This is a genomic window from Streptomyces sp. NPDC051909 (assembly GCF_040681095.1).
Lineage (GTDB): Bacteria > Actinomycetota > Actinomycetes > Streptomycetales > Streptomycetaceae > Streptomyces.
The window spans coordinates 185,456-211,641 of record NZ_JBFAYA010000011.1; the positions used below are offsets into that span (position 1 = coordinate 185,456).

The 26,186-nt window shown below is 73.7% G+C and carries 21 protein-coding genes and 1 pseudogene; 11 read left to right on the forward strand and 11 right to left on the reverse strand.

Features of this window, described 5'->3' with window-relative positions:
• Window positions 1-53 precede the first annotated feature (53 nt).
• The 3 genes from AB0M18_RS19670 to AB0M18_RS19680 form a co-directional block, all read right to left on the reverse strand.
• Window positions 54-2,204, reverse strand: a complete 2,151-nt coding sequence (locus tag AB0M18_RS19670) for a glycoside hydrolase family 9 protein (RefSeq protein ID WP_365759593.1) — start codon at window positions 2,202-2,204, stop codon at window positions 54-56.
• Between the two features lie 207 nt (window positions 2,205-2,411).
• Entirely contained in the window at window positions 2,412-2,882 is a 471-nt protein-coding gene (locus tag AB0M18_RS19675; RefSeq protein WP_365759595.1) for an SsgA family sporulation/cell division regulator, read from the reverse strand.
• Window positions 2,879-3,127, reverse strand: coding sequence for a hypothetical protein (locus AB0M18_RS19680; protein WP_365759597.1), 249 nt, complete (start codon window positions 3,125-3,127; stop codon window positions 2,879-2,881). The genes AB0M18_RS19675 and AB0M18_RS19680 overlap by 4 nt, the downstream gene beginning before the upstream one ends.
• 491 nt (window positions 3,128-3,618) lie before the next feature.
• Here AB0M18_RS19680 and AB0M18_RS19685 point away from each other — a divergent pair, with 491 nt between their 5' ends.
• The gene (locus AB0M18_RS19685) at window positions 3,619-4,311 is read left to right on the forward strand and encodes a DUF2637 domain-containing protein (protein ID WP_365759599.1); all 693 of its coding nucleotides are present in this window, start codon (window positions 3,619-3,621) and stop codon (window positions 4,309-4,311) included.
• A 178-nt stretch (window positions 4,312-4,489) separates the two neighbouring features.
• Here AB0M18_RS19685 and AB0M18_RS19690 read toward each other — a convergent pair whose 3' ends face one another.
• The 4 genes from AB0M18_RS19690 to AB0M18_RS19705 form a co-directional block, all read right to left on the reverse strand.
• On the reverse strand, window positions 4,490-5,236 hold the full coding sequence (locus AB0M18_RS19690) for a hypothetical protein (protein WP_365759601.1): 747 nt from the start codon (window positions 5,234-5,236) through the stop codon (window positions 4,490-4,492).
• A 210-nt stretch (window positions 5,237-5,446) separates the two neighbouring features.
• Entirely contained in the window at window positions 5,447-6,553 is a 1,107-nt protein-coding gene (locus tag AB0M18_RS19695; protein WP_365759603.1) for a peptidoglycan-binding protein, read from the reverse strand.
• Between the two features lie 207 nt (window positions 6,554-6,760).
• Window positions 6,761-9,697: an FtsX-like permease family protein gene (locus AB0M18_RS19700; RefSeq protein ID WP_365759605.1), complete on the reverse strand. Its 2,937-nt coding sequence runs from the start codon at window positions 9,695-9,697 to the stop codon at window positions 6,761-6,763.
• Window positions 9,697-10,437, reverse strand: a complete 741-nt coding sequence (locus AB0M18_RS19705) for an ABC transporter ATP-binding protein (RefSeq protein ID WP_365759607.1) — start codon at window positions 10,435-10,437, stop codon at window positions 9,697-9,699. The genes AB0M18_RS19700 and AB0M18_RS19705 overlap by 1 nt, the downstream gene beginning before the upstream one ends.
• A 194-nt stretch (window positions 10,438-10,631) precedes the next feature.
• On the opposite strand from AB0M18_RS19705, the gene AB0M18_RS19710 reads away from it, so the two are divergent.
• The 3 genes from AB0M18_RS19710 to fdhF all read left to right on the forward strand — a co-directional run bounded on the left by AB0M18_RS19710 (window position 10,632) and on the right by fdhF (window position 15,358).
• Window positions 10,632-10,889, forward strand: coding sequence for an SHOCT domain-containing protein (locus AB0M18_RS19710; RefSeq protein ID WP_365759609.1), 258 nt, complete (start codon window positions 10,632-10,634; stop codon window positions 10,887-10,889).
• A 90-nt stretch (window positions 10,890-10,979) separates the two neighbouring features.
• Window positions 10,980-12,677, forward strand: coding sequence for an NADH-ubiquinone oxidoreductase-F iron-sulfur binding region domain-containing protein (locus AB0M18_RS19715; protein ID WP_365759611.1), 1,698 nt, complete (start codon window positions 10,980-10,982; stop codon window positions 12,675-12,677).
• Entirely contained in the window at window positions 12,674-15,358 is a 2,685-nt protein-coding gene (gene fdhF / locus AB0M18_RS19720; protein ID WP_365759613.1) for a formate dehydrogenase subunit alpha, read from the forward strand. Before AB0M18_RS19715 ends, fdhF begins: the two co-directional genes overlap by 4 nt.
• A gap of 24 nt (window positions 15,359-15,382) precedes the next feature.
• Here fdhF and AB0M18_RS19725 read toward each other — a convergent pair whose 3' ends face one another.
• Window positions 15,383-16,063 (reverse strand): CBS domain-containing protein, encoded by a 681-nt coding sequence (locus tag AB0M18_RS19725; protein WP_365759615.1) that lies wholly within the window; start codon window positions 16,061-16,063, stop codon window positions 15,383-15,385.
• A 294-nt stretch (window positions 16,064-16,357) separates the two neighbouring features.
• On the opposite strand from AB0M18_RS19725, the gene AB0M18_RS19730 reads away from it, so the two are divergent.
• Window positions 16,358-17,056: a pyridoxamine 5'-phosphate oxidase family protein gene (locus tag AB0M18_RS19730; protein WP_365759618.1), complete on the forward strand. Its 699-nt coding sequence runs from the start codon at window positions 16,358-16,360 to the stop codon at window positions 17,054-17,056.
• Between the two features lie 81 nt (window positions 17,057-17,137).
• Here AB0M18_RS19730 and AB0M18_RS19735 read toward each other — a convergent pair whose 3' ends face one another.
• Window positions 17,138-17,998 carry a universal stress protein gene (locus AB0M18_RS19735; protein ID WP_365759620.1) on the reverse strand — a complete coding sequence of 287 codons (861 nt, stop codon included), beginning with the start codon at window positions 17,996-17,998 and terminating at the stop codon, window positions 17,138-17,140.
• 225 nt (window positions 17,999-18,223) lie between these two features.
• Between AB0M18_RS19735 and AB0M18_RS19740 the strand changes: the two genes are divergently transcribed.
• The 4 genes and pseudogenes from AB0M18_RS19740 to AB0M18_RS19755 all read left to right on the forward strand — a co-directional run.
• A complete protein-coding gene (locus AB0M18_RS19740; protein ID WP_365759622.1) occupies window positions 18,224-19,183 on the forward strand; it encodes a universal stress protein in 960 nt (319 codons plus the stop codon).
• The gene (locus AB0M18_RS19745) at window positions 19,180-20,118 is read left to right on the forward strand and encodes a universal stress protein (protein WP_365759624.1); all 939 of its coding nucleotides are present in this window, start codon (window positions 19,180-19,182) and stop codon (window positions 20,116-20,118) included. Before AB0M18_RS19740 ends, AB0M18_RS19745 begins: the two co-directional genes overlap by 4 nt.
• Window positions 20,115-20,558 carry an Hsp20/alpha crystallin family protein gene (locus AB0M18_RS19750; protein WP_365759626.1) on the forward strand — a complete coding sequence of 148 codons (444 nt, stop codon included), beginning with the start codon at window positions 20,115-20,117 and terminating at the stop codon, window positions 20,556-20,558. Before AB0M18_RS19745 ends, AB0M18_RS19750 begins: the two co-directional genes overlap by 4 nt.
• 58 nt (window positions 20,559-20,616) lie before the next feature.
• Window positions 20,617-21,057: pseudogene (locus tag AB0M18_RS19755) on the forward strand (alcohol dehydrogenase); the annotation flags it as partial.
• Window positions 21,058-21,082: 25 nt separating this feature from the next.
• On the opposite strand, the gene AB0M18_RS19760 reads toward AB0M18_RS19755, so the two are convergent.
• On the reverse strand, window positions 21,083-21,697 hold the full coding sequence (locus AB0M18_RS19760) for a CBS domain-containing protein (protein ID WP_365759628.1): 615 nt from the start codon (window positions 21,695-21,697) through the stop codon (window positions 21,083-21,085).
• A gap of 372 nt (window positions 21,698-22,069) precedes the next feature.
• Between AB0M18_RS19760 and AB0M18_RS19765 the strand changes: the two genes are divergently transcribed.
• On the forward strand, window positions 22,070-24,676 hold the full coding sequence (locus AB0M18_RS19765) for an HAD-IC family P-type ATPase (protein WP_365759630.1): 2,607 nt from the start codon (window positions 22,070-22,072) through the stop codon (window positions 24,674-24,676).
• A gap of 62 nt (window positions 24,677-24,738) precedes the next feature.
• Here AB0M18_RS19765 and AB0M18_RS19770 read toward each other — a convergent pair whose 3' ends face one another.
• On the reverse strand, window positions 24,739-25,374 hold the full coding sequence (locus AB0M18_RS19770) for a CBS domain-containing protein (RefSeq protein ID WP_365759632.1): 636 nt from the start codon (window positions 25,372-25,374) through the stop codon (window positions 24,739-24,741).
• Window positions 25,375-25,628: 254 nt separating this feature from the next.
• Here AB0M18_RS19770 and AB0M18_RS19775 point away from each other — a divergent pair, with 254 nt between their 5' ends.
• Complete coding sequence (locus tag AB0M18_RS19775; RefSeq protein WP_365759635.1) at window positions 25,629-26,165, forward strand: DUF2231 domain-containing protein; 537 nt, start codon at window positions 25,629-25,631, stop codon at window positions 26,163-26,165.
• Window positions 26,166-26,186 lie beyond the last annotated feature (21 nt).

The following is a 26,186-nucleotide window of genomic DNA, read 5'->3' on the forward strand; positions in this document are numbered from 1 at the left end:
GCCGGGCCCGGGCGGAATCGTCCGCCCGGGCCCGGCCCGGCAGCCGCGGCGGGTCAGGCGCAGGTGCCCCCGTTGAGCGTGAAGGCCGTGGGGGAGGGGTTGGCGCCGGTGTGGGTGCCCTGCATTCCGAAGTTCGCGGTCGCGCCGGGGGCGATCGACCGGTTCCAGTCGGCGTTGCGGGCGGTGACGGTGGTGCCGTTCTGGGAGACGGTCGCGTTCCAGGCGCTGGTGACGCGCTGTCCGGCCGGGTAGGCCCAGCCCAACTGCCAGCCGTCCACGGCGGTCGGGCCGGTGTTCTTGACGGTGACGGTCGCGGTGAAGCCGGTGCTCCAGACGTTGTTCACCGTGTACGTCACCGCGCAGGCGGCGGTGGGCGGTTCTTCGCCGCCGCCTGCCGTCCGCTCGGCGGCGTAGGCGGCGAGCCAGGCCAGCGGGGCGTTCCAGTTGACGGCCACTTCGTTGGTGGAGTACGAGCCGATGTCGTCGATGTAGCAGGCGGCGGGCGCGCAGCCCGCCAGCTTCTCCTGCGCCACCGGATCCTGGAGCCCGCTGTCGGCACCGCCCGCGAGCGAGCCCGCCGGCGGGTGCGGCAGCGAGGGGTCCAACTGGTGCGCCCAGAAGCGGTGGTGCTGGTTCTGGGAGGACCTCTCGCCGTAGCCGGTCACATACGACTGGCCGAGGGCGTTTCGGCCGAGCAGGTAGTCCATCGCCTCCAGGACGCCGGCGCGGTAGCGGGCGTCGCCCGTCAGCTCGCCGGCGACGGCCATGACGATCGCGTTGTCGGCGATGTTGCCGTTCGAGCCCCAGAAGTAGCCGTCCGCCGGGGTCGGCACCGCGTAGCCCTGGGCGGCCATCCGGGACAGGTGGACGTCGGCGGCCGAGGTCACCGAGGCGCGGATGCGGGCCACGTCGGTGGCGGGCAGCCCGTTGGGGACGGTGGCCAGGACGAGTCGCCCCAGCGCGGCCGTGTCCGCCCAGCCGAAGCCGTACGGGCTGAAGGCGTCGGAGGAGGTGTGCCAGGGCGAGGAGGTGACCGCGTCCCGGTAGGCGCTCTCACCGGTCGTCGCGTACAGCTCGGCGGCCGCCCAGTAGAACTCGTCGGTGACCTTCGTGTCGCCGTAGGCCCCGCCGCCCGTGCTGTCCGAATCCGGTGCGTACAGGGCCGGGTTGGCCTGGGCTGCCGTCCAGGCCCGGCGGGCGGCCGAAAGGCACCGGTCCGCGTACGCGGAGTCGTACGGACGGAAGACCCGGGCGCACTGCGCGGCGGCCGCCGCGAGGTTGAGGGTCGCCGCCGTGGACGGGCGGTGCAGCTCGCGCGGCTGGGCGTCCTGGTCGGGGCGCATCGGCATGCCCGTCCAGGCCGCATCGTGGACCTTGTGGAACGCCGTGCCCGCGTACGGCCTGCCCTCGGGCACCTGCATCCGCATCAGGAAGTCCAGCTCCCAGCGCGCCTCGTCCAGGACGTCCGGCGTGCCGTTGCCGCGCTCGGGGACACGGAGCGTCGAGTCGCCGAGCGCCGTGTCCTTGCCCGCCCGCTTGGCCCGCTCGAAGGAGCTGACGACCAGCCAGGTGGATATTCCGCCGTTCACCACGTACTTGCCGTGGTCGCCCGCGTCGTACCAACCGCCCCTGACGTCCTGGGTGTAGTCGCACACGGTGGCCTGGCACGGGACGGAGACATCGCCCTTGTTGGGCGCGATGCCGAGGTGCCCGGCCGGGCGTGCGTAGGCGGACCCCACCAGGGAGGCGTCGATGGCGATGCCGCTGCGCTGGTGGTGGAAGAACGCCATGGAGTCGGAACGCAGCGCGTCGTAGAGGTCCGCGCGGATGTCGAAGGGCACGCTGCTGCTGCCGTCCACCGCCAGGACGTATCCCGTGCCCGTCTCCCGGTACGCGGAGAAGTCGGCCACCTGGATGGACTGCCCTGAGGGGGCGTCGGCGCCGCGCGGGACGGTCGAGCCGGAGGCCACCACGGCCCCGGACGCGTTGCGCAGCTGCCAGGTGAGCGCCTGCGTCGCCGTGGTGACGACCGTCGCCCGTTTCGGACCGTCGGGCAGGTAGCCGACCTGGTTGACCCGTACGGCGGCGGTCCCGGCGGCGGCGACGGGGACGTCTGCGACGGCGGGCGCGGTCACCAGACCGCCGAGGAGGAGAACACCCGTCAACAGGGCGGCGGAGTGACGTAACGAGCGGGAGGACGGCATGAGCGGCTCCTTGCGAGATGTAGCGAGCATGTCAACTCTGTGGGTATGGGAGCGCTCCCATACGCAGCGGCGCGGAACGGTGGTCGGGGGCGGGGGATCTGGAGCGCACAGTAGTGACGGCTCCCGGCACGCGTCAACGGGACCCGGTGCGGCCGGTACCCGTCGGCGACAGGGCTGCCCGTACCCCTGACCGGCGGGTCCGGGGATTCAGCCGGCCGATGGTGCGTCGCGGCCCCAGAAGCGGCCCACCATCTCGTCCATGTCGTAGTGCTCGCTCTCGCTGCCGGCGGGGACGATCGTGTAGGACGCACGGAGGAACGTCTTGACCAGGGACCTCGGTGCGCGGAGCACCGCCGCCTGGTCGGGTGGGTGCAGGCAGATGTAGAACGTATCGCTCGCCGGGTCGGACGAGGGGTGGACCGAGACGTCGCCGAGGCCCACCCACATGCTGAGCCCGGCCGCGAGGAGGTCGCGGGAGAAGGCCCAGGGGATCGGCTCGTCGGTCTCCACGTGGCAGTCCAGGTGCACGGCGTACGGGTCGCCGCGGTGGTACCGCAGACGCGCGGGCACCGGCAGGGTCAGGTCCGGACGGATGACGGCCGTCAGCGTCAGGAAGGCGGAGCAGTCGGGCTGGTCCGCCGCCCCTGGGCGCTTCCCGGGTGAGCTCCAGCCGATCACGGGTGCTCCAGGGTGGGCTCGACGGGCCGCTGTTCGCGGGAGAGGGGCACGCGCTTCAGCCGGAGCACGCGGTCGGGTTCGTGCGCCGGCTCCCATGCGTGATCCGGCTCCCATACGTGATCCGGCAGCCCCGGGACGTACCGTCCGCTGCGGAACCAGAGACGGGCCAGGGCGGCGAAGATCGGGGACTCATGAAGAACCGTTTCGTCTAAGTGCAGGACGGTGACGTGGCGTTGGGTCGTCATGACTGATGAAACGATGCTGCAAGATCCTGGTAACTCCTGCCGGCGCCTGTTCCACGGCTTGCGGCAGGGGCTCAGTTGTTCGTCCATCCCATGGCGTGTCAGGGGATTCGCTCAAACGTTTCAGTGCGAGATCGGAAGTACCTCGATCGTGTGGCTTGATCACCCGTTAGTGATGCAACCCTTTCTCGGACCTTGGTCGTTAGGTGGGCGTGAAGTCGCCAGAAGGGTTTGAAGAAAGGGTTCTTCATTGGAACTCGCCACCACGCACGAGTTAACCGGCGACGGGAACCGGACACCCGCCGGACAGGCCCCAGGGCCGACCTGAAACAAGGGCACGGAAGAATCAGATGGACTGGTACAGAGACAGGCCAAGCTTCTACATCCCGCAATACCCCACGGAACCGGGACGGGTGATGCCGGAGTACCCCGGGATGGGGCGTGACGTTCCGCAGTACCCCGCGGGCTCGGGGTGGGGTGTGCGGGAGTACCCCGTGACGGGACATGACGTACCGCAGTACCCGACGGCTCCGGGGCGCGACGAGCGCGACCCGTACGGCGGCATCCCCATTCCCACGCAGCAGCCGTGGGACGGCTCGGTGCTGGACAGCACGCTGAGCCACCAGAACCTGGAAGAGGAACTGGCTCAGATGCTCTCCGCCGCGCCGGCGTCGAGGCCGGCTCCCGACGTGGAGGAACAGCAGCCGCCCAGAATCGACAGGCGGCGCACACGGCCGAGACCGCAGTTCCGCGATCTCTACCGGCGCATCACGCAGGTGGCGGCCCTCTTCACCGCCATCGCGGTGTGCGCGGCGTGCCTGCTCGTCTGGTCGATCGCCTATACCTACGGTCAGCTCTCCGAGACCGCGGCGGCCGTGCTGCCGACGCACCTCGCCCAGTGGTGGCCGCTCACGCTGTACGGCCCGTGGTCCGTCGCGGCCCTGTCGATCCTGCGCGCGGCCGTGCAGCGGCATCCCGCGAGGCGCTCCTGGGGAGTTCTCCTGGTGACCTCGGCGGTCGCGGTGGCGCTGTGCGTCAGCCACTCGTCGCGCTCGGCGCTGGCCCTGGTGACGCTCGGAATTCCGCCCATCACCTCTCTGGTGTGCTTCTGGGAACTCGTCGGCCAGTTCTCCTCCGGGCGCAGGACCCGGCAGCGGGGCAGGGGGCGGCAGCCTTCCAAGGCCTGAGGGTTTCCCCACGCCCGCCTGCCGACGTGCGGGGGGCGAGCGGATCACGATGCGGGAGTGGGCAGCGGTGTGCGCTGCCCACTCCCGCATCATGCGGTTCCGGCGGTTCCGGCGGTCCCGGAAGCTCCGGGATACCGGAACCGCCGCGAGTGCCGGCGGCGCGGAGCCGGGCCGGGGACTATTCCCCGGCGGTCGTGGTCACCTGTCGGGGAGGCCGGCTGTCGTCCATGGTGCCGCCGGGTGCCGACGAGAGGGCGCTGGTCGCGGTGACGAGGGCGATGAGGATCGCCGTCGCCCCGAACACGGCGCGTGCGACGGCGCGTGCGCGGCGTTCGCTGGCGGCGCGGACGGACCAGGGTTGGGCGAGGGTGGCGACCGAGGCGTCCTTGACGCGTGTCCTGAGGGCCTCGCGAGGGGAGCCGGAGGCGTCGTCCGGCACCTGTCGGCTGAGGGCGGCGCGGGCGTTCCGCAGCCGGCGGGTGGTCGCGTAGGTGGTCGCCTGTGTCTCGGCGGCCGCTTCTTCCACGCTCAGGTCCAGGCCGTCGCACAGCAGCAGCGTCCGGCGCTGCCACGGCGGGAGTGTCAGGAGAGCCCGTGTCACGGGGTCGGCGGGCGACGGATGCGCGCGGCTCAGGCCGGGCCGCAGCCGGTGCCAGGGGGAGAGGGCGTACTCGTGGGCGCGGGCCCGTACCCACCCGGCGGGGTCGGGGTCGTGCGCGACCTCCGGCCAGTGCTCCCAGGCCCGGTGGAAGGCCTGCTCGGCCGATTCGAAGGCGAGGCTGCGGGATCCGGTCAGCACATAGGCCTGTTGGGTGAGACCGGGCACGGTGGAGACGTACAGCGCGTCGAAGTCCGACTCGGGGGTCGGGGGCGGCCGCTCCGTCGTGGGGAGCGGGCCCGGTGGGCTGGACGGCGTGGGGTGCATGATGCGGTGTCCCTGGGGTGTGCGGTTCACTCGTAATAGGCGGGGCACCGGTCGAAGAAACCTTTCCTTTGACCCGTTCGCCCCGTTCACCTCCCGCATAACGAACGAGATCGGAGAACGGGGCGTCTGGCGTTCGGGTGGTTGAATCACCCGAACGAGCTACCCGAGGGGCCGCGTCGAACGCGCGCCCGGCAGGTGTGGCGGGGAACTTCAGCGGCTGCCGAGGAGCGCGCGCCAGGTCTGCGGGCCGACGACCCCGTCGACCTGCAGGTCGTGCTTCTGCTGGAAGGCGATCACCGCCGACTTCGTGTTCGCGCCGAACGCGCCGTCGACCTTGAGGCCGTACCCGTAGACGTTCAGCTGCGTCTGCGCCGCCTTCACCGCCTGGCCGGACGAGCCGTACTGCACGGTCTGGACCAGCGTGGACCAGGTGTTCGGGCCGATGATCCCGTCGGCGGCCAGGGACCGGGACTTCTGGAACTGGACCACCGCGGCGTGGGTCCTGGGGCCGAACGCGCCGTCGACGTCGACCTTGTAGCCCCGTGCGGTCAGCAGCTGCTGGGCGGACTGCACGTCCGCGCCTCTGGAGCCGCTCTTGAGGGTCGGCCAGGAGACGCTCGGGGCCGGGAGCTGCCCACCGCCGCCACCGCCGGTACCGCCGCCCAGCTTGACCGGGCGGAACGGGTCGTAGTTGTCGTTGCCGATCCCGTACCTGAGCTGCCGGTGGGTCGTGCCGTACGTACCGCGCTGTTCGTACGCCCAGTAGGCGCTGTGCGAGGCGTTGGCCCACTTCTCGAAGATCACCACGTGCCGGAAGTCGCCGTCGTCGGTCCGGTGGTCGATCAGCAGGTCACCCTTCTGGAGCTGGCTCACGCTGCCGAGCCGGGTGGTGACGCCGTTGCGCGAGTCGGCGAGGCCGACGGTGTTGAGTCCGGGCCTGCCGAGGCCGAGGGCCATGGAGACGAAGCCGGAGCAGTCCTGGCGGTAGCCGTCCTTCCAGACGCGCTCCATGCTGTACGGGACCGGGCCCCCGTTGTTCGCCGTGAGCCAGGTGCGGGCCCGGTTGATCATCGTGTCGCGCGAGAGCGTGGCCGTGGCCAGGGTCGTCAGCTCGCCGGGCTGGGTGACGAGCGTGCTGTCGGCCTCGGGCTCCGGCCCGTACGCGGCCTCCTGCTGCTCGGCGGCCGTCGCCGGACGAGGGGTGCCGTTGTCGGCGAGCGACGGTACGACGGCGACCGCGGCGGCCACGACACCGCCCGCGGTGACGCCGATGAGGGTGAGCCGTGCGCGGCGGGTGAGCCGATTGCGAAGAGACATGATTCCCCCGAATTCCTCTTGTGATGGCGGGACCTGACGGAGAGGTCGAACCGGTCGAGCCCAACTGGCCTTGCAATCAAGGCTGTTCGTCGAGAGTGCCGATGGCCCCCCGACGCGGCATCACGATGGCAAATTTTTCGGCCAGGGCCCAGCGCTGTGCGGAAGCCGGATCGGGTGGTGACGTGATCGCGACAATGTCCCGTCGCGTCAGTCCGCGACGCGGACCGCGCGGGCCGGGCGGATCGCGGCGGCGCGGCGGGCCGGGCCCACCGTGGCCAGGAGCGAGGCGGCGAAGGTGGCCGCGGCCAGGCCGAGGATGTTGGTCCACTCGACGGGGAACCCGCCTTCGAGACCCGTGAAGGCCGCACTGTTGCGGTACATGAGCCAGGTCGTGAGGACGCCGAGCAGGGACCCGAGGACGATCCCCTCCGAGGCGACGAACGCGCTCTCCCAGAGGAAGGACCGCCGAACGGTCCGCGCCCGGAAGCCGAGGGCCCGCAGGATTCCGATGGTGCGCCGGCGCTCGCGTACGGCCCGGACCATGACGACGCCGAGGCCGGTGATGCCCACGCCGAGGCCGAGGGCGAGGAACCCCTGCATGAGGCGGAAGAAGGCGGTGCTGGAGTCGAACTGGTGGCGGATCTCGGAGGCGATCGGGGTGGCGACCAGACTGGACGACAGCTGCTCGCCCTGCAGTTGGGTCGCAAGCGCGTCGGGAGAGGTCCCGGGGCGGGTGCTGACGAGGGCGGAGGCGTTCTGGGCCTGGCCGCCGAACAGTCCGCGCATGCTCCGCTCGCCCATGACCACGGGGTACGTGGTCGAACTGGCCCCGGTGCCCGGGTAGAAGACCATCCCGTTGCTGAGCACGCCGGCGATGACCTTCTGTTCGGCGCGGCCGGTGCGCGGGTCGGTCACGGTGAGGGTGTCGCCGGGGTCGTAGTAGTCGCCGGCCGGGCCACCGGTGCTGCCGAAGAAGCCGTCGATGACGACGTACCGCGGATCGGACGCCAGGGTGCGCCAGACCGCGGGGTCGTCCGCGAGTCCGGGCAGCCGCTCGCGGAAGGTGATGCCGGTGATCGCGCCGTCCGGCACGCCCACGGCCGCGATGTCCAGCGGCTGGGTGCTGCGGTGCCCCGGGTCGGTGGCCCGGCCGGTGGCGTTGAGCAGCGGTGTCGTGGTGGCGATTCCGGCGGACGACGGACCGTCGCGCAGTTCGGCGACGAGCCGGTCGCCCGCCACCTGGGGGTTGTAGTCGAGCCGCAGGGAGTAGCCGGCCGTGGCGTCGGCGACGACTCCGTCGACACCGGCGCGGAGGATGCCGGAGATCTCCGTCAGAAGGACGAGGACGAACACGATCAGCGTGTACATCACGAGCGTGGCGCCGGTTCGGAACCGTTTCGCCAGCGGGTAGGCGACGGCGAGCCGCTTCGCCAGGCCCGACTCCGACGGGCGCTGGAGGAACCGCCGCACGGGGCGGAGCAGCGTCTTCTGGTTGTCGCTGACCAGCACCACGGCGGAGAAGGCGGCCAGGGCTCCCTGGATCACGTAGACGGACATCGACGGCGTGTCGAAGATCGCCGGGCGGACGACCGGGGCCAGCAGCGTCCAGGCGAGGACGGCTCCCGCCACGAGGGTCGTGACCGTATGACGGGGGAGGAGGCGCGACAGCGCCGGGGCTGCGAACGCCAGAGCGAGCGCCGGCATGAGGTAGGTCGCGTCGGGCTGGCTGCGCGCCAGTGCCGGAACCGCGACGAGCGCGCACAGCACCGTCAGCGCGGAGGACACGAGGAGCAGTCGGCGTCGCGGCTCCCGCCCGGCCGTGGTGGGAAGGTCGCGGATGGCGGCGATGATGTTGAACCTGCTGATCCGCACGCTGGTCGCGAGGATCGCGGCGAAGGCGATGAGCAGCCCCATGGCGACGCCGTTGAGGATGCTGGTGGGCGTCACGGCGAAGGCGATCCGGATGCTGCTTCCGCCGACCGACCAGCCGCTGAAGATCTGCGCGGCCACCACGGAGACGCCCCAGCCGACGGCGACGCCGATGGCCACACCCGGCAGCGCGGAGAGCAGCGCGTAGGCGGCTCCTTCGACCGTGAACGAGGCGACCAGGCGCGAGCGCTTCATCCCGATGGCCCGCACCATGCCCATCTGCGACTTCCGCTCCTCGCCCAGCATGACGAAGATGTTCACCAGGAGCAGCGCGCCGGCGATGATGCTGAAACTGCCGATCATCAGGAACAGCGCGCCGAGGGAGTCGCCGGCCTCCTCGGCCTCGCGCAGCACGGTGTGCTTCGGCGTCTCGATCGCCGTCCGGGACGCGAGCGGGCCCAGGGCCTCGCGCACGTCCGAGGTCACCCGCGCCGTCAGGGCGTCGCCGCTCTCGACACCGCCGCGGTTGGAGACGAAGGTGACCGAGCGCGGCTCGGCGCCGGCGGCCCGGGCGGCGGACTCCAGCGTGCCCGGTGCCAGGAAGGCGTCACGGTTCAGCCTGCCGCCCAGGCCCACACCGGCCAGTCCCTGTTCCGGCACCACACGGTCCACGCGGTACGTGTGCGGCGTGCCGAACAGATAGAGGGTGATCGGCTGCCCGGCTCCCACGCGCAGCGACTGCGCCAGCGGCGCGTTGATCACGACCTCGCCGGTCCTCGGGCCGGGCCCGTCGATCCCGGACCCCCCGCCCGCCGCGCCGAAGCCCGACGCCTTGTCGAAGTCCATCTGCCAGGCCAGGACGCGGGGTTCGGCGACGGTCCGGTCGCCGGAGCGCGAGACCGCCGATGCCTGGGTGGCCTGGGCGTTCAGCACGCCGTCGACGTCGGGATCGCCCTCCAGGACGGCCAGCCGCTCGGCGACCTCGCGTCCGGCGGGCCCGGGCGGTGCGACGACGCGCTCGTCCACGGGGCCCAGCGTCCGGTACGCCTCCTGGCGTACGGAGAAGTTCAGGGTGTCACCGACGACCAGGGCCCCGATGATGATGGCCGTGCCGAGCACCGACCCGCCGATCACGAGCGCGGCCTCGGTGCGCCGCCGGGCGAGCTGGCGGAAGGCCAGTCGGCGGGAGACCGGCTGCCGGACGGTGACCAGGACGAGTGCCGCCACCGCGAGCGCCAGGGCGATGAGCAGGGGGGCGAGCAGGTTCGGATACATCACGGATCCCGGGACAGGTCGCCGACCGCGCCCGTGGCCGCGGCGACCTGCCGGAGGTCGTCGACCAGGCGGCCGTCGCGCATCCGGATCAGCCGGGGCACGCGTGCGCCGATGGCGGCGTCATGGGTGACCAGGACGATCGTCTGGCCCTCCTCCCGGTTGAGCTCGCACAGCAGGTCCATGACCTGACCCGCCATGGCGCTGTCGAGGTTGCCGGTCGGTTCGTCCGCCCACACGATGGCCGGCCGTCCGGCGAGGGCACGGGCGATGGTCACCCGCTGCTGTTCGCCTCCGGACAGCTCGCCGGGCCGGTGCTCGACCCGGTGGGCCAGGCCGACCCGGTCGAGCATGGCCAGCGCCCGCTGCCGTGCCTCGCGCGGCCGGGTGCCCACCAGCAGCAGGGGGAGTTCGACGTTCTCCGCCGCGGAGAAGACCGGGATGAGGTTGAACGACTGGAAGACGAAGCCCATGGTGCGGGCCCGGTGCTCGGTGCGCGCGGCGTCCGACATGGCGAAGAGGTCGTGGCCGTCGATCTCCACCCGGCCGCCGTCGATGCCGTCGAGACCGGACAGGCAGTTCAGCAAGGTCGTCTTGCCGGACCCGGACGGGCCCATGACCCCCACGAGCTCGCCATGGCGTACGAGCAGGTCCAGGTCGTCCAGGGCGGTGACCGCCACCGAGCCCGTCCGGTAGATCTTGCGGACTCCGGTGGCGACCAGGAGGGGCCGGTCGCTGTTCATGCCTTCCATACGAACCCCGGAAGGAAGGGCCCGCTACGGCCATGCAGGCCCGACCGGGGGCCCGACCGGCCCGCACCGGGGTCCGGTCGGCCCCTGTGCGCCGTGTTCCGGGCCGAGGACCGTGGGGTGCACAGGCCCGACCGAAGGCGGGGACGCCCCGCCGGCCGGTCCGGCCGGCAGGAGCGTGAGCGGACATGATGTTCTGGTACGGCAACGGGATGAACGGATGGGGCTGGTTCGCCATGTCGGCCGGGATGGTGCTGTTCTGGGGCCTCCTCATCACCGCCGTCGTGTTGGTCTTCCGCACCCTGAACCGGGCGACGGAACAGCCCGCACGCAAGGGCGGCCCCACGGCGCCCGAGCAGATCCTCGGTGAGCGGCTGGCCCGCGGCGAGATCGACGAGGAGGAGTACCGCAGGCGCCTGAACACCCTGCGGAGCGGCGAGTCGTAGCTCGTGCCCTCCGGATCCGGACGGAGGTGCCCTCCCGGTCACCCTGGGTGTCCGGATGCGGGCGGAGGCGTCCCCGGTCACCCTGGGACCATGGCCGGTCGGATGCCCGGAGAGCCGGGCGGGCACCGAGACGCGCTCCGCGAGCTGTCCGCACGGCACGGAGCGCGCGGTGGCCTGCTGCCGGCCGCGCTGGAGCGGATCAGGGCGGCGACCGCCGCCGGGCCCGAGGAATGGGCGCCCCAGGTCGCGGTGGCGGCCGGACTGCCCGGCGCCGCGGGGCTCGGTCCCGCCACGTACTTCGCCGATCTCGCCGCCCCGCGCGGAGAGCGCCATGTGCGCGTCTGCACCGCGACGGCCTGCTTCGCGGCCCGCGGCGGCCGGCACCTGGGAGAGGCCGAGGACGCACTCGGCGTGCCGGCCGGCCACGTCGCCGCCGACGGCCGGACCTCGCTCCAGACGGTGCGCTGCCTCGGCTACTGCTACGCGGGCCCCGCCGCCCTCGACGGCACCCGCCCCTGCGTCGGGGCCGACCTCGCCGACCAGCTCGCCGGACGCGCGGAGCCGCGCGCACCCGGCATCCCCGTCGCCGACACCACCGCCGCGCCCGTCCTCCTGGCGGGCATCGTCGCCGGAGAATCCGCCTGGGACGTGTGGCGCCGGGCGGCGGCCGCGCCGCGTCCCGACGACGTCCGCGAGGAGGTCGCCGCCGCCGGGCTGCGCGGCCGAGGCGGCGCCGGGTTCCCCGTGGCGGCCAAGTGGGCCGCGGTGGCGGGCCGGCCCGGCGCCGTCGTGGTAGCGAACGGAGACGAGGGCGACCCCGGTTCGTACGCCGACCGGCTGCTGATGGAGGAGGATCCGGAGCGCGTCCTCGCGGGGCTCGCCCTGGCCTGCCTCGCGTGCGGCGCCTCGCGCGGGACCGTGCTCGTGCGCTCCGAGTACCCGAAGGCGATGGCGCGCCTGCGGCGGGCGGTGCGGGACGCGGTGGCGGCCGGGGACCTCGCCGCCACGGCCGGGGAGGCGGGGCCCCGGCCGTACGTCGAGATCGTCGAAGGGGCGGGCTCGTACGTGGCCGGCGAGGAGACCGCGCTCGTCGCCCGCCTGGAGGGCGCCCGCGGCGTCGCGCGCCCGCGTCCTCCGTACCCCACCGACCACGGCCTGTGGGACGCGCCCACCGTCGTGAACAACGTGGAGACGCTGGCCGCCGTTCCGTGGATCGTGCGGCACGGGGGCGCGGCCTACGCCCGGCGCGGCGTACCGGACGAGACCGGCACGAAGCTGGTCTGCCTGTCCGAGCGGTTCGCCCGGCCCGGCGCGTACGAGGTCGAACTCGGCACGCCCGTAGGGGAGATCGTCACACGCTTCGGCGGGGGCCTGAAGGACGGCGGTGAACTCGTCGCCCTGCAGATCGGCGGCCCCCTCGGCGGCTTCCTCGCCGGGAACGCCCTCGACGTCCCGCTCGCCTCCCGGGCGCTCGCCGAGCGCGGCGCCGCACTCGGCCACGCCGGCCTGGTCGCCTTCGACGCCGGCACGGACCCCATCGAACTCCTGCGGCACGTATGGGAGTTCGCCGCCGAGGAGAGCTGTGGAGCATGCGCGCCGTGCCGGATCGGCACCCGGCGAGGGCTCGAACTCGCCCGCGAGGCAAGCGGGACGCCGGGGGAGGCGTACGCGCGGCTCGCCCGGCTGATGGGCGAGGCGAGCCTGTGCGCCTTCGGGCGCGGTGTGCCCGCCGCCGTCCGCAGCCTCGGCCGCGCCTACGGAGCGGCCCTGGAGGGGTGGGACCGATGACCCGCCTCCGCGTCGACGGCGTCACGGTCGAACTGCCCGCCGGAGCGAACCTGCTCGACGCGGCGCGGGCCGCCGGCGCCGAGCTGCCCAGCCTCTGCCACGACGACCGCCTGCGACCCGTCGGCTCCTGCCGGACCTGCCTGGTCCACGCCGACGGGCGGACGGTCGCCGCCTGCGTCACACCCGCCACGGAGGGCATGACGGTCGACACCGCCGGCGAGGACGTACGCGACCTGCGCCGGGACGCCGTCGCCCTGATCGCCTCGGCGCTCCCGCCGTACGCGCTCGCGGACGCCTCGACCAGTGAACTCGCCGAAGCCTGCCGGGCCGTGGACGTCGGTCCGGACACCGCCACCGGAAGCCCCCTTCGCGGGCGGGACGACACCCACCCGTACGTCCGTCTCGACCGCGACCTGTGCATCGCGTGCGGCCGCTGCGTCCGCATGTGCGCCGACGTGCAGGGCACCTTCGCCCTCACCCTCACCGGACGCGGCGCCGACACGGTCGTCGCCCCCGGCACCGGCGGCCCCTGGGCGGCATCGGACTGCGTGGCCTGCGGCGGCTGCGTCGACACCTGCCCCACCGGAGCGATCACCCAGCCCGGTCCCGGCCAGGGCCTCACCTCCCGTACCCCCGACCCCGGCCGGGTCCGCACCACGTGCGGCTACTGCGGCGTCGGCTGCACCCTCGACGTCGTCGTCCGCGACGACCGGGTGGCCGCCGTCCTCCCCGCCCGCGACGGTCCCGTCAACCAGGGGCACGCCTGCGTCAAGGGCCGCTTCTCGTACGGATACCTCACCTCGCCCGAACGCCTCACCGAACCCCTCGTCCGCCGGGGCGGCACCCTGACCCCGGCGAGCTGGGACGAGGCGATCGGCGTCGTCGCCGACGGACTGCGCTCGGCGGTACGCGACGGCGGCCCCGACGCGGTCGCCGCGATCTCCTCCGCCCGCGCCACCAACGAGGAGAACTACCTCGTCCAGAAGTTCCTGCGGACCGTCATCGGCACCAACAACGTCGACAACTGCTCCCGCCTCTGCCACGCCCCCTCCGCCGCCGGACTCACCGCCTCCTTCGGACTCGCCGGCGGCACCGATCCCTTCGACGACGTCGAGACCGCCGACTGCCTCCTCGTCGTCGGCGCCAACCCCGTCGAGGCCCACCCCGTCGTCGGCGCCCGGCTCCTCCAAAGGGCCCTCGCCGGTGCCGCCCTCGTCGTCGCCGACCCACGGGCCGTCGGCCTCGCCCGCCATGCCGACCTCCATCTGCGACCGCGCCCCGGCACGAACGTCGCCCTCTTCCACGGCCTCGCCCACGTCCTCGTCGCCGAGGGCCTGACCGACGCCGGCTTCCTCCGCGCCCGCGCCACCGGACTCGACGAACTCACCGCGCTCCTGGCCGACTACCCGCCCGCACGCGTCGCCGCCCTCACCGGCGTCCCCGCCGAGGACATCCGCACGGCAGCCCGGCTGTACGGCCGGGCCGAACGCCCCGCCGTCGTGTACGGGCTCGGCGTCACCGAGCACCTCCACGGCACCGACGGCGTGCGCACCCTCGCCAACCTGCCCATCCTGCGCGGCGCCGTCGGCGGCACCGGACGGGGCCACGGCATCAGCCCGCTGCGCGGCCAGAACAACGTCCAGGGCGCCTCCGACATGGGAGCCCTGCCCGACCTCCTCCCCGGCTACGGCCGCGTCACCGACCCCGCCGCCCGCGCCCGCGCCGAAGCGGTCTGGGGCCGGCCGGTCCCGCCGGAACCGGGGCTGCGGATCCCCGAGATGTTCGAGGCGGCCAGGGACGGCCGGCTCCGCGCCCTGTGGATCATCGGCGAGGACGTCTGCGCCACCGACCCGGACAGCCGGCGCGTCGCCGAGGCGCTCGACGCCTGCCCGCTGGTCGTCGTCGACGAGCTGTTCCTCAGCGAGACGGCCCGGCACGCGGACGTCGTCCTGCCCGTCGCGTCCTGGCTGGAGAAGGACGGCACCTTCGTCAACTTCGACCGCCGGTTCCAGCGGGTCCGCCGCGCGGTCCGGCCGCCGGGCACCGCCCGCACCGACTTCGCCACCGTCCACGCCGTGGCCACCGCGATGGGCTCCGACCTCGGCTGCCCCACTCCCGCCGACGCCCTCGCCGAGTGCGGGCGGGTGGCCCCGGTCTTCGCCGGCCTCTCGCATGCCCGCCTCGACCGCGAGGGCGCCGTGCCCTGGCCCTGCCCCTCGCCCGACGGCCCCGGCGAAGCCACCCTGTACACCGAGGAGTTCGCGACCCCCGACGGCCGCGCGCACCTCTCCGCCGCCCCCTACCTGCCGCCGGGCGAGGAGCCCGACGCCGACTACCCGCTGCTGCTCGTCACCGGACGCCGCTGGGCCCACTACAACTCCGGCAGCATGACCCGGCGCGGCGGCAACCTTCTGCTCGACACCCACGGCCGCCTCGACCTGCACGCGCGGGACGCCGCGCGCTACGGGGTGCGGGACGGCGCCCCCGTCCTCGTCGACAGCCGCCACGGACAGGCGCGGCTGACCGCCCGGGTCGGCACCGACCTCACCCCCGGCCAGGTCTTCTGCGCGTTCCACTTCCCGGAGGACGGCGTCAACGCGCTCACGTCGGAGCACGCCGACACCGTGACCTCGTGCCCCGAGTACAAGGTCACGGCGGTACGGCTGCGCCCCGCGTCATGACCGTCCGCGTCATGACCGTCGGCGTCATGACCTTCCAGGTCCCGCCGCGGTGTCGTCGCTCTCGTACGCGAGCCGGGTGCGGGAGACCGAGACGACTCCGTCGACCGTCGCGCACATGCGCTCGATCGCCGGGATCAGGCCCCGGTACGGCACCGTGCCGGCGAGCTCCACCCGGCCGTCCCGCACCTCGACGGTCACGTCGCCCGGTCCGAGGCGGAGCGTGCCGCCGAGGACGTCCTCGGCGATCTCGCGGCGGATGTCGTCGTCGTCCCGGAGGAAGATCCCCAGCAGGTCCCGTCGGCTCACGATGCCGACCAGCCGGTCATCCTCGTCGACCACGACGAGCCGCTTGACGCCCTGCACCTCCATGAGACGGGCCGCCTCCACCACGGTCCACCCGGGACGAGCGCACACCGGAGGCGCGGACATCAGCTCCTCCGCACGCGTTCCCTCGGCCTTCGCCCGCTCCCACGCCTCAAGCCCCGGCACGGCAGGGACGTCCCCCGGGGCGGCGGCCAGGTCCGCCGTCTTGCGCAGCAGATCGCCCTCCGACACGACACCGATCACCCGGTTCTCGCCGTCCACCACCGGCACGGCGGTGACCCGGTGCCGCGCGAGCACCCGCACGATCTCCTTGAACGGCGCGTCGCCGCGGACGCTCACCACGTCGCGGGTCATCAGCTCCTCGATCCTGCGATGACGCATCATCCACTCCTTCCGGACGTCAGCACGAATCTGCGTCGTCCGGCTCCGCGCCACAAGGGCCGAACGGGGTGCTGTCGGGTCCGGTCTGCCCTGGTACGGCCGGAGCCGGCGTGGTCCACTGGGAGTGAGGAAGGATCCGCGTGAGGACGCGGAGCAGCGGCTTCGTACCGCGCACCGCGCAATCAGGATCCGCGAGAAGCGGATGGATCCTTCCTCCACGTCGTGCCCTCGCGTCGGCCGCCCCCCGCGTTCGCCACAGACCTGCTGTCCCGCCCCTTCGGAGGGAGACCGGTGATGAACCCCGCCGCCCGGCACCACATGAGCGACCTCGGCCGCCGCGTCGAGGCCAGGCGCACCCGCCTCGGCCTGTCCCGCGAGGAGGTCGCCGAGCGGTCCGGATCCACCCCGGGCTACATCGAACTCCTGGAGCACCACCTGCCCAGTCCCGGGATCGAGTTCCTGGTCCGGCTCGCGAACGCACTGGAGACGACCGTCCAGGACCTCTCCGGCTACACCGCGGACATCGCGCCCGGCCCGGGCCGGGCCGCCCTCCATGCCCGGATGGACGAGATCGACGAGACGGAATGCTGGGCGCTGCTCGACGACCACGGCGTGGGGCGTGTCGCCCTCATGACGGACGAAGGACCGGAGATCTACCCCGTCAACTACCAGGTCGTGGGCAGAGAAGTGCTGTTCATGACGGCGGAGGACACGCCGCTCGCGCGGGCGGCGGGCTCGGGCCTGACGATCGCCTTCGAGCAGGACCACGTCGACGAGGCCTTCAGCCAGGGCTGGAGCGTGCTCCTCGGCGGCCCCGTCCGCCGGGTGTCGGACCGGGAGGCGGCCCAGTCGCTCCGGAACGCCGCGTACTCCACGCCGTGGGCGGGCGACGGGCGCGACACCGTCGTCGTACTGACCCCGGGCCGGGTGACGGGACGGCGCATCCTGGTCGAGGGCGCACCCGGGACGCCGTCCACGCCGCCCGAGTCCTGACGGCCCGAGTCCTGACGCCCCGAGTCCTGACGCCCCGATCCCTGACGGGCGATTCCCGAGGACCCCGACCGCCGCCGTCGGCTACGCCAAGGGCACGACGGCCACCGGCGCGGGACTGTGGTGGATGACCGCATGGGCCACGTGGCCGAGATGCGGGCCCACGGGGACTCTCCGGGTCCGGCGGCCCACGACGACGAGATCCGCGTCCCGCGACGCCTCGACCAGCTGGTAGGCGGCGGAGCCCCTGACCGCCCCGGCCGTGACGTCCACACCGGGGTAGCGTCTCCGCCACGGCCCCAGCAGATCGTCGAGGCCCCCTACGAGACGCTCACCGAGTTCCTCGCCGATCCCCGGATCCACCATCGCCGCGTAGCCGTACGAGGCGGGCAGCGTCCAGCTGTGCAGGAACCGCAGGGGCAGGCCGGTGCGAGCGGCCTCCGCGAACGCGAACCCGAGCAGGGGCTCACACCCGTGGTAGATGTCGACACCCACCACGATCCCGGCGCGGGAGGGCGTCGTCGGCCCGCTCCCGGCCCGCACCAGGGCGACCGGCTGCCGGGCGGCGCCGACGACGGCGAGGGACACCGTGCCGACCACGAAACCCAGCAGGCCGCCCAGACCGCGCGAACCGAGCACCGTCAGGTCCGAGTCGTTCGCGGCCGCGGTCAGTACCTCGGCGGCCCGGCCGTGCGCCGACTCGGTGAACACCTCCAGATCGGGGTGTTCCTCGCGTGCCCCGTCCGCCGCGTCCCGCAGCAGACTCCCGGCGCGGTCGGCGTGTGCGCGCACATGGGAAAGGGGCACCTCCGGCGCGTCCGGCCATTCGTCGACGTGCACCAGCCGGAGCGGCGTCTCACGGAGCACCGCCTCCCTGGCCGCCCAGCGCACGGCGGCGACGCTTTCCCCGGAGCCGTCAAGACCGACGGTGACCTGGGCTGTCATGGCCTGCCTCCTCCTCGGACGGGCCCGTACGTCGGCGTCCGGGTCCCGGACGGCGTACGGAGGCCAGGACATCAGGCTGTGCCCGCCGGCCCGCTCGCCGGAGGGGCCGAGCAGGGCTCGATGGGGACCGAACGGCCCTTTTCCGCGGGCTCACCCCGGTGCCAGCGTGGGAGACGCGGTGTCCCCGGCCTCGTTCCCGGCCGTGGGCACCCCGCAGGAGGCACCATGAGCAGCGAGATCCTCGCCCGGCCGGTGCTCGGCGACATCGTCGTGGGCGTCGACGGGTCCCCCGCCGCCCGTGCGGCCGCGCTCTGGGCCGCCGCCGAGGCGGACCGCCGGGGCCGCTCCCTGCGCCTCGTGCACGCCGCCGACACCGACCGGCGCGCCTTCTGGGCCGACACGGAGACGATCCGGGCGGTACGCGACGCGGGCCGCGACCTGTTGACCGGGACCGCGGACGGGGTCCGGGCCCGCTTCCCCGACCTCGCCGTCACCCAGGTGCTCAGCCGCCACGAGCCGGTCGCCGGCCTCCTCGGCGCCGCCGGGCGGCACGGGACGGTCGCGGTCGGCAGCAGGGGGCTCGGCGGGTTCTCCGCCCTCATGCTCGGTTCGGTCGGGCTCGGAGTGGCGGCGGGCGCCGAAACCCCCGTGATCGTCGTACGCGGAGACCATGAGCGGCCCGAGACGGGATCCGTGACCGCGGCCGTGCACGACGCCGCGGACCTGGACTGGCTCCCGCTCGCCGCCGCCGAGGCCGACGCGCACAAGGCGGCCCTGCGCATGGTGAGCGTCTGGAACGTGCTCACCCATGTCGGCAGCGTCGCGTCCATGCTCGACGACCTCGACGCCGTCGCACGGCAGCGCGTGCACGAGATGAGGACGCTCGCCGACGGCGTCCGCGAGGTCTACCCCCGGTCGGTCGTCGTGCCCCACGTGGAGACGGGCACGAGCACCCCCGGAGTCCTGATCGAGTCGAGCAGGAACACCGATCTGATCGTGATGGGCCGCGGCCGCCGATCCCTCGGCGCCGAGCCCTCCCTGGGGCGGGTCGCTCATGCCCTGATCCACCACGCCCACTGCCCGGTGGAGATCGTTCCTCCCGGCTTCGTGACGGGGGACACGGACGGCGACAGGGACGGCGACACGGACGGGGACAGGGATGCCGAAGGGGACGGGAAGCCGTGAGCGACGTCCTGGTCGGCATCGACCCCCGTGAACTGTCCGTCCCGGCCCTCGTGTGGGCCGCCGACGAGGCGGTGCGCAGAGGCGCCCGGCTGCGCCTGATCGTCGCCGTTCCCCCGGTCCACGACCGGCTTCCGTACGCGGCGATCGCGCACCAGGGCTCCCTGCGGATCCGGGCGCAGTCGATGCTCTCCAACGCCGAGGACCTGGTCCGGGAGCTGTACGACGGGCTGTGGACCGCGACGGAGCTCGTCGACGGGGCCCCTGCCGGTGTCCTGTGCGACCGGACGCCCGGTGCGGCCCTCGCCGTAGTGGGCTCACGCCGCCTCGGCAGGGCCGCCGAGGTGCTCAGCGAGGGCTCGGTGGTCGTCCCGCTGACCGCGCGCGCCGACTGCCCCGTCGTGGTGGTCCGCGAACCGGAGCACACGGCCGTGCACCCGCCGCTGATCGTCGTCGGCGTGGACGGCAGCAGGGACTGCCGGGCCGCCGTCGCCTTCGCCGCCGCGGAGGCCGGTCTGCGCGAGGCACGGCTCATGGCGGTCTGGGTATGGCCCCGCCCCCTGCTGTCCCACGGCGACGAGACCGAGGGCCTGGCCGAACGCCGGCGGCTGCTCGCCGAGTCGGTCGCGGGCTGCGCGGAGCGCTACCCGGATGTGGACCTGGAACAGGTGATCATGCGCGGGCACCCCGTCGAGGAGCTCACCCGGGCGTCCCGTGAGGCCCTCGCGGTCGTCGTCGGCCGCAGGGGCCGCGGGGGCTACCTGGGCATGCGGCTCGGCTCCACGGTCCACGGACTGCTGCACCACGCCGAGTGCCCGGTGATCACCGTTCCCCTGCCCGAGAACGGAGAGACGGAAGATCCCCCGCTCGCGGCCGACCGCGAGCGGCCGCTGACCGGCGACCCTCCAGGGGCGCGTACACGAGGAGCAGAACGATGACCGGAGACAAGATGGCACGCAGGCACAGCCGCTTCCCCGACTTCGACGACTGGTTCGGCCGGGAGTTCCCGGGGCTGCCCGGATGGCGTCCCGCGACCGCCGCGCACTCCATTCCGGTGGAGGTGTCCAGCGACGCCGGCGGATACGTCCTGCGGGCCGAGCTTCCCGGGATGGACCCGGACGACATCACGATCACCGTCGACGACAACCTGATCACGGTGAGCGCGGAGCACAGCGAGAGCGAGCAGGACAAGGAGCACTCGGAGTTCCGCTACGGATCCTTCCGCCGGACCGTACGGCTTCCGTCGACGATTCCCGCCGACCAGGTCGACGCCTCGTACGAGGACGGCATCCTCACCGTCCGCGTCCCGATGCCCGAGGAGAAGACCGAGACCCGACGGACGATCCCCGTGCGGCGAGGCGGCGGCACGACCGGGTGAGGACGGACGCACGCGCGACAGGAAGCGGGTGGGCGCCATGAAGGCAGCCGTCCTCCGGGACGTCCGAACGGTACGTCCCGGGGACCGGGTCCTGATCTCCTGCATCTCGGCCTGCGGCCGCTGCCAGTGCCGCGGCGGTGGGGGCTGGATCCTGGGGCATCTCGTCGACGGCACGCAGGCGGAGTTCGTCCGCGTGCCGTTGCTCGCCGACATCTTCCCCACCGCCTACGAGCTCGCCGACATCTTCCCCACCGCCTACGAGGGTGGCGTCCTGAACGGCGGCGTACGGCCGGGCGACACCGTCGTGGTCGTCGGCGCGGGCCCCGTCGGCCTCGCCGCCATCGCCACGGCCCGCCTCTGCAGCCCCGGCCGGATCATCGCCGTCGACCTCGCCGGGCCCCGGCCGGCCGCCGCGCGCAAGCTCGGCGCCGACGCCACCGTACGCGCCGACGAGGGTCCGGAGCAGCTGGTCGCGGACCTGACGGACCGTCTGGGCGCCGGCGGCGCCCTCACCGGCTGATCCCTCACCAGATGATGTCGTGGGCGGGGGAGCCGAGGCGGGCGGGGGGCCGGTCGAAGGACAGCCGGTCCACGACGGCGACGACGCCGTCCACCCGTTCGGCGAGTCCGACGAGCGTCCGGGCCTGGCTCTGTGTCCGGACCCGGCCTTCGAGCGTCACCACCCCGTCCAGCGCGTGTACGTCGACCGCGTCGGCGCTCAGACCCATGGCCTCGACGAGGACGTCCTGCTGTACGCGGCGTCGTATCTCGGGGTCCGGGCGGAGGAAGACGCAGAGCAGGTCGCGGCGGGTCACGATGCCCACCAGCCGTTCCTCCTCGTCGACGACGGGCAGACGCTCGACGCCACGCCGGACCATCAGCCGTGCCGCGTCCGCGACGGTCTCCTCGGCGTGCACCGTGACGGCCGGCGCGGTCATGAGGTCCCGCGCGGTCGGCTGTCGGCGCGCCAGCAGATCGGACTCCGAGACGACTCCGACGACACGGTCGTCCTCGTCGAGGACGGGCGCACCGCTGATGTCGTGCTCGGCGAGCAGCTTCGCCACATCCCTGAACGGTGTCGTCGGGACGACGGAGACCACGCGGTCGGTCATCAGGGCGCCGACCTTCAGGTGCTTCATGACCGCGCCTCCTGTTCGAGTCCCTCAAGCCTCTGGGCGGTGGTTCTCCCGCCTCACCACCGTCTGCCGATCGCCGCCGGCCTGCGAGGGCCGAACGGTCCACGCCCGGGCCCGACCGGACCCGCGTGGGTGCCGGGGGGACCTTCGGCCCCTCCCGTGCCCCCAGCGGCCCTCCAGCCGCGGTGGTACGGGATGTGAGGGTGAGAGAGGCGAGTCGCCGCATCCCGAGACGGGACGAGGAGGAGCCATGGCCGGAACCGACGGACCGTCCCGGCCCCGGCAGGGGCGGAGCCCGTACCCCGGTACGGGCCCGGTCACGGGAGCGCCGCTTCCACGGCCCGGTGAGCATGGCCCGCGGCGGGTGAGCCCGTCATGACGAGCTCGGCGACCACGCCGACCGGAGAGGCGACGGGCCTCACCCAGGGCCTCACCGAGGCGGAGGCCGCCCGCCGGCTCGCCCGCACCGGGCCCAACGAGGTGGCCGCGGCGAAGCCCGTACGGCTGCACAGCCGCGTCCTGGCGCAGCTGCGCGACCCGCTGATCATGGTGCTGCTCGGAGCCGTCACGCTCACCCTCGCCATCGGCGACCACCCGGACGCGATCGTCATCGCGCTGGTCGTCGTCGTGAACACGACCGTGGGCGTCGCCCAGGAGATCCGGGCCGACCACGCCGTCGCCGCCCTGTCCGCCCTGAGCGCCCCGCACGCGCGCGTGCGCCGCGACGGAGCCGTACGCGACCTGCCGGCCGCCGGGATCGTTCCGGGAGACGTGCTCCTCCTCGGCGAGGGCGACATCGTGGCCGCCGACGCCGCCCTCGCCGAGGCATCCGCCCTGCTGCTCGACGAGTCCATGCTCACCGGGGAGTCGGTGCCCGTGGACAAGGACGCCGGAGCCGCGCTGAGCGCGGGCACCGTCGTCGTACGCGGTCGCGGGGTGGCCACGGTCACGGCCACGGGCCCCGCGAGCGCACTCGGGCGCATCGCGGCCCTGCTCGACGCCCGTCGCGAACCGACCCCGCTGCAACGGCGCCTCGCCTCCCTCGGGCGCGTGCTCGCCGCGGTGACGCTGGGCCTGTGCGTGCTGGTCTTCGCGCTCGGCCTGGCCCGGTGCCTCCCGCTCGGCACGATGGCGGTGACCGCCATCAGCCTGGCCGTGGCGGCGGTCCCCGAGTCCCTGCCCGCCGTCGTCACCCTGGCCCTCGCCCTCGGAGCGCGCCGCATGGTCGCACGGCACGCCGTGGTGCGCCGTCTGCCGGCGGTGGAGACGCTCGGCTCGGTGTCCGTCCTCGCCACCGACAAGACCGGCACCCTCACGGAGGGGCGCATGGTCGTCCAGCAGGTCTGGACGCCGCAGACGAGCACGGAACTCACCGGTGTGGGGTACGAGCCGGAGGGCGAGGCGCTGATCGACGGGCGGCCGGCGGAGGAGGCGGAGCTCGCGTCCGTCCGGGAGCTGCTGACCGTGGCCTCCCTGTGCAACGACGCCGCGCTGCGCCCACCGGCCCCCGCCACGCCCGACGCCCGCTGGGGAGCCCTGGGCGACCCCATGGAGGCCGCGCTGCTCGCCGCCGCGGTCAAGACGGGCTGCCCGGACGCGGCGGAGCTGTCCGCCACGCGGCCCCGGATCGCGGAGGCGCCGTTCGACAGCCTCCGCCGGCGCATGACCACGCTGCACGCGGCCGGGCGGGACCGGGTGCTCGTCTGCCTCAAGGGCGCCCCCGAAGCCGTACTCGACCCCGATGTCCTCGACGCCGGCACCCGCCTGCTCGCCCGGGCCCGGGAGGAGGCCGCGCACCTGGCCGAGCGGGGCTACCGCGTGCTCGCCGTGGCCTCGGGGACGCGGGGCGACGTGCCGGACCGGGTCGCCGCGGCGGAGTCGCGGCTCACCCTGCTCGGCCTCGTCGGCCTGAGCGACCCGCCCAAGCCGCACGCCGCCGCCACACTGGCCACCTGCCGCGCGGCGGGCATCACCCCCGTGCTCATCACCGGAGACCACCCCGCGACCGCGCGGGCGGTGGCGTCCCGCGTGTCCCTCCTGGAGGACGGCGACGGGGCGGACGGGCAGGTCATCACGGGCGCGGACGTGGCGGCCGGACGGGTGGCCGACCTCACCGCCGTGCGCGTGTTCGCCCGCACGGACCCCCAGCAGAAGCTGGACATCGTGGAGGCATGGCGGGCCGCGGGAGCCGTGACCGCCATGACCGGCGACGGGGTCAACGACGGCCCCGCCCTGCACCGCGCCGACATCGGCGTCGCCATGGGGGAGCGCGGCACCGAGGTCGCGCGCCAGGCGGCCGACCTCGTGCTCACGGACGACGAGCTCTCCACGGTCGTCGCGGCCGTCGAGGAGGGCCGGCGCGTCTACGACAACATCCGCCGCTTCCTCATCTACGGGATGGCCGGCGGCGCGGCCGAGATCCTGGTCATGCTGACCGGTCCGCTGCTCGGGCTGCCACTGCCCCTGCGGGCGGGCCAGATCCTGTGGATCAACCTGCTCACCCACGGCCTCACGGGCGTCGCCATGGGCGCCGAACCGACCGCCCCCGGCGCGATGCGGCGCCCGCCGCGCCCGCCGGACCAGCACATCCTCGGCGGCGGCGCCTGGCAGCGGCTGCTCCTCCTCGCGGCCGTCGTCACCACCGCCACGCTCGGTGCGGGAGTCGCGGCCCGGGCACTGGACCTGGCCTGGCAGAGCGTCCTCTTCCTGGCCCTGCTGGCCGCCCAGCTCGGCGTCGTCCTGGGGCTGCGCGCCCGTCTGCTGACCCGGCGGAACCCGTTCCTGCCCCTCGCGGTCCTCGCCTCCGCCCTGCTGGCCGCGGCGGCCCTGTACCTCCCGTTCCTGAGCTCGGTCCTGGAGACCGAACCGCTCGGCTGGGCGGGCGTCGCCATCGCGGCCGCCTGCGCACCGGCCGGATTCCTCGCGGCGCGCCTGGTCAGGACCGCGTTCCGGCAGCCGGCCCCGGCCGGAACGAACCGGTAGCGGCGCGAATCGGCAGCGGCCGCGGTGCCGGCCGCGGTGCCGTCGGACGGCACCGTCGGCCGTCAGGCGGCATCGTCGTGGGCGCCGAGATCCATCCGGACGTCGACGACGCCCTCCACGGCCCGCACGGCGCGCACGAGCAGGGGGATCAGCGCCTGATCGGGCAGCGCGCCACGCAGGGTGGCCACCCCTTCCGTGACCGTGACGTCAAGCCCGGTGAGGGCGGGGCCGCCGAGCACCGAACGGCGGATCTCCGCCGCGATCTCCGCGTCGTCCCGCAGGAACACCTTGAGCAGGTCGCTGCGGCTGACGACGCCCTCCAGCAGCCCGATCTCGTTCACCACCGGAAGGCGCTTCACCTTCCGCCGGGCCATGATCCGCGCGGCCTCGGCGAGCGTGGCGTCCGGGTGCACGGTGACGGCCGGGCTCGACATGAGCTCCCCGGCCCGTACGGCCCGGGCCTTGGCGGCCTCGTCGAACTCCTCCGGGCGGGGCTCCACGCTCCGGAACTCCTCCTTGGGCAGCAGGTCCGCCTCCGAGACGACCCCGACGACACGGCCTTCGCCCTCCAGGACGGGAAGGGCGCTCACCTTCCACTCGTCCATGAGGGCGACGATCTCCTTGTAGGGCGCGTCACGGCCGATCGCGATGGCGGTGTGGGTCATGACGTCACTGACGGTGTGGTGAGGGGCGGGCATCGTGTCCTCCACAGGGCAGCGGGTCGGGTGCGGACCGGCCCGCGGTCACGGCCTTCCGCAGGTGTCCGCGCGCCTTCTCGGTCCTACGGTCCGAGTGTCTCCCCGCGCGGCGATCCTGAGGAGGGCCGGTCGGCCCCCTTCCCCACCGCTGCCGTCGGCTTCGAAGGCACGTTCAGAGGAGGCTCAGAGAGTGATGTGCCACGCTGGCGCGCCAGTTCGGCCCGTGGTGTGACCCCATCAGCGAAGGAGCCTCTGTGAGCCTGGTCAACGGCCTGCCCGCGCACGTTCTGCTCGTGCATTTCGTCATCGTGCTCGTCCCCCTGACCGCGCTTGCGGTCACCCTCGGCGCGATCCGTCCCGGGGTGGCGCGGCGCATGGGCGTCACGTTGCCGTTGCTCGCGCTGGTCACGTTGCTGAGCGTGCCGCTCGCCACGGAGGCGGGGGAGTGGCTGGAGCGGCACGTCGACGGCGGCGCGCTGGTCCGGCGGCACGCCGAGCTCGGCGACGGCCTGCTGCCCTGGGCCGGGGGCCTGTTCGCGCTGGCGGTCGTCGTCTGGTGGGCCGCGCGCCGCGGCACCCCGCCCGTGTCCGGGTCCGTATCCGCGCCCCGGGCCTCGACCGGCACGCCCCGGCTCGCCACGCCGGTGCGGATCGCGGCCGTGGTGCTGTCGCTCGTCGTGGCGTCGGGCGCCGTCGTGGACGTGTACCGGATCGGTGACTCGGGCGCGAAGGCCGCGTGGCAGGACGGCTTCTCCCGGGCGGCGACGGGCGGGGGCGGCGACGACGACTGATCGACCCGGGTCCGCGGTCCG

Bases quoted from the DNA above. Each gene is read 5' to 3' on its own strand.
- AB0M18_RS19700 (WP_365759605.1), bottom strand. From the start codon at position 9,697: ATGTATCCGAACCTGCTCGCCCCCCTGCTCATCGCCCTGGCGCTCGCG.
- AB0M18_RS19740 (WP_365759622.1), top strand. From the start codon at position 18,224: ATGAGCAGCGAGATCCTCGCCCGGCCGGTGCTCGGCGACATCGTCGTG.
- AB0M18_RS19750 (WP_365759626.1), top strand. From the start codon at position 20,115: ATGACCGGAGACAAGATGGCACGCAGGCACAGCCGCTTCCCCGACTTC.
- AB0M18_RS19705 (WP_365759607.1), bottom strand. From the start codon at position 10,437: ATGAACAGCGACCGGCCCCTCCTGGTCGCCACCGGAGTCCGCAAGATC.
- AB0M18_RS19710 (WP_365759609.1), top strand. From the start codon at position 10,632: ATGATGTTCTGGTACGGCAACGGGATGAACGGATGGGGCTGGTTCGCC.
- AB0M18_RS19690 (WP_365759601.1), bottom strand. From the start codon at position 5,236: ATGCACCCCACGCCGTCCAGCCCACCGGGCCCGCTCCCCACGACGGAG.
- AB0M18_RS19735 (WP_365759620.1), bottom strand. From the start codon at position 17,998: ATGACAGCCCAGGTCACCGTCGGTCTTGACGGCTCCGGGGAAAGCGTC.
- AB0M18_RS19695 (WP_365759603.1), bottom strand. From the start codon at position 6,553: ATGTCTCTTCGCAATCGGCTCACCCGCCGCGCACGGCTCACCCTCATC.
- AB0M18_RS19670 (WP_365759593.1), bottom strand. From the start codon at position 2,204: ATGCCGTCCTCCCGCTCGTTACGTCACTCCGCCGCCCTGTTGACGGGT.
- AB0M18_RS19770 (WP_365759632.1), bottom strand. From the start codon at position 25,374: ATGCCCGCCCCTCACCACACCGTCAGTGACGTCATGACCCACACCGCC.
- AB0M18_RS19715 (WP_365759611.1), top strand. From the start codon at position 10,980: ATGGCCGGTCGGATGCCCGGAGAGCCGGGCGGGCACCGAGACGCGCTC.
- AB0M18_RS19725 (WP_365759615.1), bottom strand. From the start codon at position 16,063: ATGCGTCATCGCAGGATCGAGGAGCTGATGACCCGCGACGTGGTGAGC.
- AB0M18_RS19765 (WP_365759630.1), top strand. From the start codon at position 22,070: ATGACGAGCTCGGCGACCACGCCGACCGGAGAGGCGACGGGCCTCACC.
- AB0M18_RS19730 (WP_365759618.1), top strand. From the start codon at position 16,358: ATGAACCCCGCCGCCCGGCACCACATGAGCGACCTCGGCCGCCGCGTC.
- AB0M18_RS19760 (WP_365759628.1), bottom strand. From the start codon at position 21,697: ATGAAGCACCTGAAGGTCGGCGCCCTGATGACCGACCGCGTGGTCTCC.
- AB0M18_RS19680 (WP_365759597.1), bottom strand. From the start codon at position 3,127: ATGACGACCCAACGCCACGTCACCGTCCTGCACTTAGACGAAACGGTT.
- fdhF (WP_365759613.1), top strand. From the start codon at position 12,674: ATGACCCGCCTCCGCGTCGACGGCGTCACGGTCGAACTGCCCGCCGGA.